Annotated in this window: 8 protein-coding genes; 4 read left to right on the top strand and 4 right to left on the bottom strand. The window is 54.2% G+C overall.

Annotated elements, in window-relative coordinates:
• Window positions 1–62: 62 nt before the first annotated feature.
• Together ACQG11_RS21330 and ACQG11_RS21325 are read right to left on the bottom strand one after the other, a co-directional pair.
• Window positions 63–1448 (bottom strand): NarK family nitrate/nitrite MFS transporter, encoded by a 1386-nt coding sequence (locus ACQG11_RS21330; protein WP_058646716.1) that lies wholly within the window; start codon window positions 1446–1448, stop codon window positions 63–65.
• 210 nt (window positions 1449–1658) lie between these two features.
• Complete coding sequence (locus ACQG11_RS21325; protein ID WP_015570471.1) at window positions 1659–2234, bottom strand: TetR family transcriptional regulator; 576 nt, start codon at window positions 2232–2234, stop codon at window positions 1659–1661.
• A gap of 116 nt (window positions 2235–2350) precedes the next feature.
• On the opposite strand from ACQG11_RS21325, the gene ACQG11_RS21320 reads away from it, so the two are divergent.
• Window positions 2351–3841 (top strand): MFS transporter, encoded by a 1491-nt coding sequence (locus ACQG11_RS21320; RefSeq protein ID WP_023306260.1) that lies wholly within the window; start codon window positions 2351–2353, stop codon window positions 3839–3841.
• 44 nt (window positions 3842–3885) lie between these two features.
• Here the strand turns inward: ACQG11_RS21320 and ompC are convergent, their stop codons facing one another.
• On the bottom strand, window positions 3886–4959 hold the full coding sequence (gene ompC, locus ACQG11_RS21315; protein ID WP_022648207.1) for a porin OmpC: 1074 nt from the start codon (window positions 4957–4959) through the stop codon (window positions 3886–3888).
• Window positions 4960–5584: 625 nt separating this feature from the next.
• Entirely contained in the window at window positions 5585–6463 is an 879-nt protein-coding gene (gene yddG, locus ACQG11_RS21310) for an aromatic amino acid DMT transporter YddG (RefSeq protein ID WP_032624206.1), read from the bottom strand.
• 220 nt (window positions 6464–6683) lie between these two features.
• Here yddG and fdnG point away from each other — a divergent pair, with 220 nt between their 5' ends.
• The 3 genes from fdnG to fdnI are packed head-to-tail and all read left to right on the top strand — an operon-like array spanning window position 6684 to window position 11276.
• Complete coding sequence (gene fdnG / locus ACQG11_RS21305; protein WP_276349514.1) at window positions 6684–9731, top strand: formate dehydrogenase-N subunit alpha; 3048 nt, start codon at window positions 6684–6686, stop codon at window positions 9729–9731.
• Between the two features lie 11 nt (window positions 9732–9742).
• Window positions 9743–10627, top strand: coding sequence for a formate dehydrogenase subunit beta (fdxH, locus tag ACQG11_RS21300; protein WP_003857048.1), 885 nt, complete (start codon window positions 9743–9745; stop codon window positions 10625–10627).
• On the top strand, window positions 10620–11276 hold the full coding sequence (fdnI, locus tag ACQG11_RS21295; RefSeq protein WP_023300174.1) for a formate dehydrogenase-N subunit gamma: 657 nt from the start codon (window positions 10620–10622) through the stop codon (window positions 11274–11276). Before fdxH ends, fdnI begins: the two co-directional genes overlap by 8 nt.
• Window positions 11277–11293: the final 17 nt, after the last annotated feature.

Genomic DNA, 11293 nt, shown 5'->3' with positions numbered 1-11293 from the left:
TTCTCCTGCTTCGATAACATGGCCGGAGGGTGAGGCATCACGCTCCGGCGAAGAGGTAGTTATTATTTTTGTGAGGATTTGCGGCCGTACACCAGCCAGGTGACGAGCACGCAGACGATGTAAAACACGAGGAAGACTTTCATGGCGCCCACCGGGGAACCGGTCATCGCCAGGGAGGTGCCAAAGGCTTTGGGAATAAAGAACCCGCCCACCGCACCGATGGCAGAGATAAAGCCCAGCGCCGCAGCCGTTTCGGTCACCGCTTCATGCTGTGCCTGTTCATCGCTCCCGCCCTGTTTTTTCACGCGGTCGAGGGTGATTTGGCGAAAGATAATCGCGATCATCTGGAAGGTCGAGCCGCTACCCAGGCCTGCGGTCAGAAACAGGCCCATAAAGACCAGATAGAAGGCGATAAAGCTGCCTGAACCAGACCCGGGGAGCGTCAGGAAAATCAGGGCGCTAAAGATGGCCATAAAGACGAAGTTGATCAGCGTCACCCTTACGCCGCCCAGTCTGTCCGAAATCATTCCGCCAGCCGAACGCGCCAGGGCGCCGATCAGTGGGCCAAAGAAGGCGAGGTGGAGGATATTAACGTCCGGAAACTGGGTTTTCGACAGCATGGCAAAGCCTGCCGAGAAACCGATAAACGAGCCGAAGGTTGCCAGATAAAGCAGGCTCAGCAGCCAGAGATGAAAGCGCTTAAGCACCGGAAGCTGGCTGGCAATGGACGCTTTCGAGCTGGCGATGTCGTTCATGCCAAAAAACGCCGCAATGGTGGCCAGAATCAGCAGCGGCGCCCAGATCCACGCCGCGTTCGCCAGCCACATCGTCGAGCCATCCTCCTGCGGTACGCCGTGCACGCCGAGGAAGGTAAACATCGGCAGGAAAATCACCAGCGGCGCAACCAGCTGCATCACACTCACGCCCAGGTTACCCAGCCCGCCGTTAATGCCCAGTGCGCTGCCCTGTCTGGCTTTCGGGAAGAAGAAGCTGATGTTTCCCATGCTGGAAGCGAAGTTGGCACCGGCAAAACCGCACAGCAGCGCGATGATGATGAAGATCCAATAGGGCGTGGCGGTATTCTGGATGGCGATCCCAAGCCAGACACAGGGTACGACCAGGATAACGGTGCTTAACACGGTCCAGTAACGCCCGCCAAATATCGGCACCATAAAAGAGTAGGGGACACGCAATATCGCGCCGGAGAGAGAAGGTAATGCCGTTAGCATAAAAAGCTGATCGGTGCTGAAATTAAATCCGACCTTATTAAGATTTACCGCAATAGCGCTAAACAACATCCAGACGCAAAACGCCAGAAGCAAACATGCCACGGAAATCCACAGGTTTCTTCGTGCGATATGTTTCCCTTTATTCTCCCAAAATTGCGCGTTTTCCGGTTTCCAGTTACTCAACAGATGCTGATTACTCTTCTCGCTTTGATGTGACATATCACCCTCTTGCTTACCGAAGTGGAGAGAAAAAAGAAGGAAAAACAGAAAGATACCTGTCATTGGCGTATGAAATTTATAGGATGTTATGGGATACATCTGAAAGGATAGATAAAAAAGCGAATCCCTGAGTTTGGAATGGGAATCAGGGTTCGCTTTATGTGTTACTAATTGTAACTATTTGCAGAAATCAATACTCCGATGGGAGTATTAAAACAATTCGAGGGAGATAAGTTTATCCAGATGCTTATTAAATGCCGCGTCGTCCATTTCAGGCATATTTAAGACATATATGCCATCCAGGCCACATACCAGACCAATTAAACGCCAGGCGATATTTTCCGGCTGATCAGCAAGCGTAAAGGCGTTGGCCTCCGCCCCGGCGCGGATAATTGCGACCGTTTCCTGGTGCCACATCTCCATGGTCAAAACGTAAGCGCCTTTGATATCGCTATCCCGGCTGGCGAGAATTTGCGCCTCCCGCCACAGTCGAATGTAGGGCTCAAACCCACCGTCATCGCTGCCGAGCATGGCATGCAGGCGCTCGCGCCAGCCTGCGTTTTCGCCAACGATTTCAGCATCCAGCAAATCGCGGATCAGCCTGACAAACGCCAGCGATTTAAGCTCGCCGGCCGACGCAAAGTGGTGATGCACCTGCCCGGTGGCGACGCCCGCTTCGGTAGCGATTCGGCGCACGGTCATCGCAGCGAATCCTTCGGTCAGCGCCACGCGCATTGCGGCCTGTAGGATCTCTTCCCGCCGCTCGTCCTTGCTCAGATAACGCATAATTTCTCACTCTCAATGGCAACGAAACGAGTGTAACAAAGAGCTGGACAAGTGTTCAACTTTACGTAGGATCGCAATCTGGACATGTGTCCAGTTTTTAACTGAAAAGGAAATTTATGTTTCGTCAGTGGTTAGCGTTAGTGATTATCGTGCTGGTGTATATCCCGGTGGCGATTGACGCGACGGTGCTGCACGTGGCGGCGCCAACATTGAGCATGACGCTTGGTGCCAGCGGCAACGAATTGCTGTGGATTATTGATATTTACTCGCTGGTGATGGCGGGGATGGTGCTGCCGATGGGCGCGCTGGGCGATCGCATAGGTTTTAAGCGCCTGCTGATGATCGGCAGCGTGCTGTTTGGCCTGTCATCGTTAGCGGCGGCTTTTGCGCCGTCCGCGGGCTGGCTGATTGCCGCCCGCGCGTCGCTGGCGATTGGCGCGGCGATGATCATTCCGGCTACGCTTGCAGGGATCCGCACGCTGTTTATTGACGTGCGGCACCGTAACATCGCCCTTGGCGTCTGGGCTGCCGTTGGGTCGGGCGGCGCGGCATTTGGCCCGCTGATTGGCGGCATGCTGCTGGAGCACTTTTACTGGGGTTCGGTCTTCCTGATTAACGTGCCGATCGTGCTGATCGTGGTTTCGCTTGCTGCGCGCTTTGTGCCTGCTCAGCAGGGTCGGCCCGAGCAGCCGCTCAATATTAGCCATGCCATTATGCTGATTGTCGCCATTTTACTGCTGGTCTACAGCGCCAAAACCGCCCTGAAAGGGGTGCTGTCGCCGTGGATGGTGGCCTCTACGCTGCTTACCGGGGCGGTGATGCTGTTTATTTTCGTCCGTATCCAGCTGCGCGCGCGCGTGCCAATGATCGACATGCGTCTGTTTTGCCATCGCATTATTTTAAGCGGCGTGGTCATGGCGATGACCGCCATGATTGCGCTGGTGGGCTTTGAACTGCTGATGGCGCAGGAGTTGCAGTTCGTGCATGGTTTTACGCCGTTTGAAGCAGGGATATTTATGCTGCCGGTGATGGTGGCGAGCGGATTTAGCGGGCCGATCGCGGGTGTGCTGGTCGGGCGTCTGGGGCTGCGCATTGTCGCGGCCGGAGGCATGGGGCTAAGCGCGATCAGTTTTATCGGCCTGTCGACGCTCGATTTCAGCACCCAACAGTGGCAGGCGTGGAGCCTGATGGTGCTGCTGGGCTTCAGTGCCGCCAGCGCACTGCTGGCATCGACGTCAGCGATCATGGCTGCCGCGCCGAAAGAGAAAGCGGCCGCGGCAGGCGCGATCGAAACCATGTCCTACGAGCTGGGCGCTGGTCTCGGGATCGCCATTTTCGGTCTGTTGTTAACCCGCAGCTTTTCGGCGTCAATTGTACTGCCGCAGGGGCTGAGCGCGTCGCTGACCGATAAAGCCTCGTCGTCCATCGGTGAAGCGATGAAGGTCGCGCAGGAGCTGACGCCGTCACTGGCCGAGCCGGTGATGACGGCGGCAAAAACCGCGTTCATCACCTCGCACAGCGTGGCCCTGGGCAGTGCGGGAGCCATGCTGATGATTCTGGCGATCGGGATCTGGTTTAGTCTGGCGAAGGTCGGAGGGCAGCAGTAAAAAAAAGGCCAGCCGCGAGGGCTGGCCTTTTGAACTAACACCTCTTAGAACTGGTAGGTCAGACCTACAGCCACGATGTTGTCGGTAGCCACTTTGGCATCTTTGGTGAACTGGCTGTCATCCACGAGGTTGATTTTGTAATCAACGTAGGTGGACATGTTTTTGTTGAAGTAGTAGCTCGCGCCAACGTCAACGTATTCAACCAGGTCCTGGTCGCCATAAGAACCGATGTCTTTACCTTTGGATTTCAGGTAAGCGATGGATGGACGCAGACCGAAGTCAAACTGGTACTGAGCCACAACTTCGAAGTTCTGTGCTTTGTTGGCAACGTGACCGCTACCGAACGCCGTCATGTTGCGGGTTTCAGAGTAGGTGGTTGCCAGGTAGATGTTGTTCGCATCGTACTTCAGGCCAGCAGCCCAGACTTCTGCGTTTTCGCCACCGGCGTTCAGGTTGCTTGCAGCACGAACCTGACGGTCAGTACGGTCAGATTTCGCGTAGGTCGCACCCACACCGAAGCCGTCGAATTCATAGGTAGAAGACAGACCCCAGCCGTCACCGTTGGATTCGGTGATCTCTGAACGGTCGTTTTTACCCTGGTACTGGGCAGCCACGTTCAGGCCGTCAACCAGACCAAAGAAGTCGGTGTTACGGTAGGTGGCAACGCCAGTGGTACGACCGGTCATGAAGCCGTCAGTCTGCGTCCAGGTATCGCCACCGAACTCTGGCAGAACGTCAGTCCATGCGCCGATGTCATAAGCAACACCGTAGTTACGACCGTAGTCGAAGGAACCGAATTCATCGAATTTCAGACCAGCGAAGGCCAGACGGGTTTTGTTGCCGTCGGAACCCTGAGCTTCAGAGCGGTTGCCCTTGAACTCATATTCCCACTGGCCGTATCCGGTCAGCTGATCGTTGATCTGAGTTTCACCTTTGAAGCCCAGACGAACGTATGTTTTGTCGCCGTCGCTACCAGCATCATCAGAAAAATAGTGCAGACCAGTAACTTTGCCGTACAGATCCAGTTTGTTACCGTCTTTGTTAAAAACTTCAGCCGCGTTAACAACGCCAGCCGCCAACATGGAAGTCACTGCCACTGCAACTAATTTAAGTTTCATCTTAACTAACCCTTATAATTTTATTTAGGTATTTCCTAAGCCACCTGAGCGATTTTTAAACGAGGCTTATCGTCAATGGCAGACTATTTTTAAAATTCCGTAGACTGCTTTCAATAATAAGTTTCAAAATATTAAAGATAATTTCAATTAGTGTGATCCTGATCCGATAAATTTCCCTTAAATCGCTCAATGAGGTTAATTTATATACATAAATTGATTATTAACAAAACACGATAATAAGGCTGGAAATAGTTGCCATGCGTTTTTGTTTTTAGAGAGAGATAAAAGGGCTTGGCAGATAATGTCAAGGAATTGGCCGCGTTATTGATTTTTAAAACAGTGACTTGTGGATTTATCCGGAAGCCAGCAACTGCTTTTTAAAAGAAACATCCAGAAATAAACTATTGCACTATGTGCTATATAGCGCGGGAATATTGGGGTTGAATTAATTACCTGCGTTGTCAGTTTATGTCAATTTCCACAACGGATCTGACTTTCTGTGAATACTCTATACAGAAATAGAAATACACACGAATGTTATAAATAATATTCTTTACTGTGATCACATATTAAAATAATGTTAATTTTTACCGGGCATAATTCGTGCCCGGTAAAAATAAAAATGCTATTTGCGGGTGGCATACCAGCAAAGTAATGACCCTGCGCAAACCATTAATGCCCCTTGCCAGAATGAGAATGAAAGCGGTGAGCTCAGCATAATAGCCGCCAGCGCGGCAGAGAGTACCGGGGTGAAGTAGGAGACGGCCGCAAGCACCGTGACGTTACCGTGGAGGATCCCAATGTTCCAGGCGGCGTAGCCAAAGCCAAGGGCAACACCACACATCAACAGCTTCACGACTACCGGCACGCTGAATACCATTTCGGGCTGATCGCTGACGGCATATTTGACCCACAGGCTCAGGGCGGTCAGCAGGACGAAAAGAGTAATGCCATTTTGCCCTCTGGCATACCTGCTGGTGACGGTGCAGTAGGCGGCCCAGATAAAGGCACCGGCAAATGCCAGCCCGTAGCTCAGCGGGCTGGAAACGATGTTTAGCATGATGTCGTGAACGTGCAGCCCGTTTTCGCCGCCTAAGACCCAGCCCACGCCCAACAGGGAGATCGCTAAGCCGGGGATCACCCACAGGGTGGATTTTTGTCCGTTGAACAAAATGGCGAACACAATCGTCAGGCTTGGCCAGAGATAATTGACCATGCCCACCTCAATTGCCTGCGAGCGCGTCGCGGCAAAGCCAAGCGACAGGGCAAGGCACATTTCATAGCTGACAAACAGGACGCTGCCCGCAATGAGATAACCTTTCGAAAACCGTTTAATATCAGGGAAACCTACCGTCGCCAGACACAATAATCCGCTGACGGTGTAGATCATCGCTGCGCCCCCCACCGGGCCAAGTCCCTCACTGACGCTGCGGATGAGACCCACCATGGTGCTCCACAGCAGTATGGCCACCAGGCCAATCAGCGTTGCTCTTTTTCTGTCCATTACCCTGCCAGTCTCATAAAAATCAAAGGGTAAACTTATAGCATCTAACCCATTCACCAGGCGAATTTTCTGTTTCGCGGTTAACCCGGAAGGAGTAATAAATCATACCGGCGGTGACTATTAAGGGGGCGAAGTTCGGCGACCTTGATTTGACGCAAAAAAAACAGGGGCTTTGCTGTTAGTTTGCGGCGCGAAGTCTTATCAGATAACGAGGACAGCAATGGACGTCAGCCGCAGACAATTTTTTAAAATCTGCGCGGGCGGTATGGCCGGAACAACAGCCGCAATGCTGGGATTCGCTCCCAAAATGGCGCTGGCTCAGGCACGCAACTATAAACTGCTGCGCGCGAAAGAGATCCGTAACACCTGCACATACTGCTCCGTGGGTTGTGGGCTATTAATGTATAGCCTGGGTGATGGCGCGAAGAACGCCAAAGAAGCGATTTATCATATTGAAGGGGACCCGGACCATCCGGTGAGCCGCGGGGCGCTTTGCCCGAAAGGGGCGGGGCTGCTGGACTACGTCCACAGTGAAAACCGTCTGCGCTATCCGGAATATCGTGCGCCGGGCTCTGATAAATGGCAGCGCATCTCCTGGGACGAGGCCTTCTCACGTATTGCAAAACTGATGAAAGCGGATCGCGACGCCAACTTTATTGAAAAGAACGAGCAGGGCGTTACGGTAAACCGCTGGACCTCCACCGGGATGCTGTGTGCATCTGCGGCAAGTAATGAGACCGGCATGCTGACGCAAAAATTTGTGCGCTCCCTCGGCATGCTGGCGGTTGATAACCAGGCGCGCGTCTGACACGGACCAACGGTAGCAAGTCTTGCTCCAACATTTGGGCGCGGTGCGATGACCAACCACTGGGTTGATATCAAAAACGCAAACGTCGTGGTGGTGATGGGCGGTAACGCCGCTGAAGCCCATCCGGTGGGATTCCGCTGGGCGATGGAAGCGAAAAACAACAACGATGCGACGCTGATTGTCGTCGATCCACGCTTTACGCGTACGGCATCGGTGGCTGATATTTATGCGCCGATCCGCTCCGGTACGGATATTACGTTCCTTTCCGGCGTGCTGTTGTACCTGATCGAAAATAATAAGATTAACGCGGAATACGTTAAGCATTACACCAATGCCGGCCTGCTGGTGCGGGAAGATTTCGCCTTCGAAGATGGCCTGTTCAGCGGCTATGACGCAGAGAAACGTCAGTACGATAAATCGTCCTGGAACTATCAGTTCGACGAAAACGGCTACGCGAAACGCGATGAGACCCTGAGCGATCCGCGCTGCGTCTGGAACTTGCTGAAACAACACGTTTCCCGTTATACGCCAGACGTGGTGGAAAACATCTGCGGTACGCCGAAAGCAGACTTCCTGAAAGTATGTGAAGTGCTGGCCTCCACCAGTGCCGCCGACAGAACAACCACCTTCCTGTACGCGCTGGGCTGGACGCAGCATACCGTGGGCGCGCAGAACATCCGTACCATGGCGATGATCCAGCTGCTGCTCGGCAACATGGGGATGGCCGGTGGTGGCGTGAACGCCCTGCGCGGACACTCCAACATTCAGGGCTTAACCGATCTCGGCCTGCTGTCGACCAGCCTGCCGGGTTACCTGACCCTGCCGTCGGAGAAGCAGACCGACTGGCAAAGCTGGCTTGACGCCAACACGCCAAAAGCGACGCGTCCGGACCAGGTGAACTACTGGAGTAACTATCCGAAGTTTGCCGTCAGTCTGATGAAATCGTTCTACGGCGATGCGGCGCAGAAAGAGAATGACTGGGGCTTTGAGTGGTTGCCGAAATGGGATCAGGCTTACGATGTCATCAAGTATTTCAACATGATGGATAAGGGCGACGTCACGGGGTATATCTGCCAGGGCTTTAACCCGGTGGCGTCATTCCCGGATAAAAACAAAGTCGTTCGCAGCCTGAGCAAGCTGAAGTACATGGTGGTTATCGATCCGCTGGTCACCGAAACGTCTACGTTCTGGCAGAACCACGGCGAGTCTAACGATGTCGATCCGGCATCCATTCAGACCGAGGTGTTCCGACTGCCATCGACCTGCTTTGCGGAAGAGGACGGTTCTATTGCCAACTCTGGCCGCTGGCTACAGTGGCACTGGAAAGGTCAGGATGCGCCGGGTGAAGCGCGTAATGACGGCGAAATTCTGGCCGGTATTTACCATCGTCTGCGCGAGATGTACCGCACCGAAGGCGGCAAAGGCGCAGAGCCGCTGCTGAAGATGAGCTGGAACTACAAGCAGCCGGATCATCCTGAGTCCGAAGAGGTGGCAAAAGAGAACAACGGCGTGGCGCTGGCCGACCTGTACGATGCCAACGGCAATCTGGTGGCGAAGAAAGGCCAGTTGCTCAATAGCTTCGCGCTGTTGCGTGACGACGGCAGCACGGCCTCGTCATGCTGGATCTACACCGGCAGCTGGACGGAGCAGGGTAACCAGATGGCCAACCGTGATAACGCCGATCCGTCAGGCCTGGGCAACACGCTGGGCTGGGCATGGGCGTGGCCGTTGAACCGCCGTGTACTGTACAACCGTGCCTCGGCAGACGTGAACGGTAAGCCGTGGGATCCGAAACGCATGCTGATCGAGTGGAACGGCACGAAGTGGACAGGGAACGATATCCCGGACTTCAACACCGCCGCGCCGGGCAGCAACACCGGGCCGTTTATCATGCAGCCGGAAGGGTTGGGACGTCTGTTTGCCATCGACAAGCTGGCGGAAGGGCCGTTCCCGGAACATTACGAGCCGATGGAAACGCCGCTCGGCACTAACCCGCTGCACCCGAACGTGGTCTCCAGCCCGGTAGTGCGTATCTATGAAGATGACGTGATGCGTTTAGGTAAAAAGGACAAGTTCCCGTATGTCGGAACTACCTACCGCCTGACCGAGCATTTCCATACCTGGACCAAACATGCGCGGCTTAACGCCATCGCGCAGCCGGAACAGTTTGTGGAGATAAGCGAAACGCTGGCGAAGGCGAAAGGCATTGCCAATGGCGATCGCGTGACGGTGAGCAGCAAGCGCGGCTTTATTCGCGCGGTAGCGGTGGTCACCCGTCGTCTGCAAAGTCTGAACGTACACGGCCAGCAGGTAGAAACCGTCGGCATCCCGCTGCACTGGGGCTTTGAAGGGGTGGCGCAGAAAGGCTACATCGCCAATACCCTGACGCCAAACGTCGGCGATTCCAACTCGCAAACGCCGGAGTATAAAGCGTTTCTGGTCAACATCGAGAAAGCGTAAGGAGCGATTAAATGGCGATGGAAACACAAGACATTATTAAACGCTCCGCGACCAACCCGATAACGCCCGCGCCTCGCGCGCGGGACTACAAGGCAGAAGTCGCCAAGCTGATCGATGTCTCCTCCTGCGTGGGCTGTAAGGCCTGCCAGGTGGCCTGCTCGGAGTGGAACGATATCCGCGACGAGGTGGGGCACTGCGTTGGCGTTTACGATAACCCGGCTGATCTGAGCGCCAAGTCCTGGACGGTGATGCGCTTTAGCGAAACCGACCAGAACGGCAAGCTGGAGTGGCTAATCCGTAAAGACGGCTGTATGCACTGTGAAGATCCGGGCTGCCTGAAGGCATGCCCGTCTGCCGGTGCAATTATTCAGTACGCCAACGGGATCGTCGACTTCCAGCAGGATAACTGTATCGGCTGCGGCTACTGCATCGCAGGCTGTCCGTTTAATATCCCGCGCCTCAATAAAGAAGATAACCGGGTCTATAAATGCACGCTGTGTGTCGATCGCGTCAGCGTCGGACAGGAGCCTGCCTGCGTGAAGACCTGTCCTACCGGGGCTATCCACTTCGGCACCAAAAAAGAGATGCTGGAAGTGGCGCAGCAGCGGGTGGATAAGCTCAAAGCGCGCGGCTATGACAAGGCCGGAATTTATAACCCGCAGGGCGTGGGCGGTACGCACGTCATGTATGTTCTGCACCACAATGACCAGCCGGAGCTGTATCACAATCTGCCGAAGGATCCGGCGATCGATACCTCAATCAACCTCTGGAAAGGGGCGCTTAAGCCGCTCTCAGCGGCGGGCTTTATCGCCACCTTTGCCGGGCTGATTTATCACTACATCGGTATCGGGCCGAATAAAGAGGTGGATGACGACGAGGAGGAGCATCATGAGTAAGTCGAAAATGATAGTGCGCACAAAATTTGTCGATCGCGCCTGTCACTGGACGGTGGTCATCTGCTTCTTCCTGGTGGCGGTATCCGGCATTTCGTTCTTCTTCCCGACGCTACAGTGGCTAACGGAAACCTTCGGGACACCGCAGATGGGGCGCATTCTGCATCCGTTCTTCGGCGTACTGATTTTCGTGGTGCTGATGTTTATGTTTGTACGTTTCGTTCATCACAACATCCCTGACAAGCAGGATATTCCGTGGCTAAAAGGGATTGTTGAGGTTCTGAAAGGCAACGAGCATAAAGTCGCGAAGGTGGGCAAATATAACGCCGGGCAGAAGATGATGTTCTGGACCATCATGAGCATGATTTTTGTGCTGCTGGTGACCGGGGTGATCATCTGGCGTCCGTATTTTGCGCACTATTTCCCGATTCAGGTGGTGCGTTATGCGCTGCTGATCCACGCGACCTCGGCCATTATTCTGATCCACGCCATTCTGATCCATATGTATATGGCATTCTGGGTGAAAGGATCGATTAAAGGCATGATTGAAGGGAAGGTGAGCCGCCGCTGGGCGCAGAAGCACCATCCTCGCTGGTACCGCGACATTGAGCGTCTTGAAGCGCAAAAAGAGAGTTCGGAAGGGTTGAAGTAAACCTCGCGCCGTCGGCA

It is taken from the genome of Enterobacter cloacae complex sp. 372C4 (genome assembly GCF_050030615.1).
GTDB classification, from domain to species: domain Bacteria; phylum Pseudomonadota; class Gammaproteobacteria; order Enterobacterales; family Enterobacteriaceae; genus Enterobacter; species Enterobacter intestinihominis.
The sequence above is the reverse complement of the archived record's forward strand: the minus strand, read 5'-3'. Positions and strand labels throughout refer to the sequence as shown.

What these genes read in the sequence shown, in the direction of transcription:
- ACQG11_RS21330 (WP_058646716.1), bottom strand. Translation starts at nt 1,448, where the DNA reads ATGTCACATCAAAGCGAGAAGAGTAATCAGCATCTGTTGAGTAACTGG.
- ompC (WP_022648207.1), bottom strand. Translation starts at nt 4,959, where the DNA reads ATGAAACTTAAATTAGTTGCAGTGGCAGTGACTTCCATGTTGGCGGCT.
- fdxH (WP_003857048.1), top strand. Translation starts at nt 9,743, where the DNA reads ATGGCGATGGAAACACAAGACATTATTAAACGCTCCGCGACCAACCCG.
- ACQG11_RS21325 (WP_015570471.1), bottom strand. Translation starts at nt 2,234, where the DNA reads ATGCGTTATCTGAGCAAGGACGAGCGGCGGGAAGAGATCCTACAGGCC.
- ACQG11_RS21320 (WP_023306260.1), top strand. Translation starts at nt 2,351, where the DNA reads ATGTTTCGTCAGTGGTTAGCGTTAGTGATTATCGTGCTGGTGTATATC.
- yddG (WP_032624206.1), bottom strand. Translation starts at nt 6,463, where the DNA reads ATGGACAGAAAAAGAGCAACGCTGATTGGCCTGGTGGCCATACTGCTG.
- fdnI (WP_023300174.1), top strand. Translation starts at nt 10,620, where the DNA reads ATGAGTAAGTCGAAAATGATAGTGCGCACAAAATTTGTCGATCGCGCC.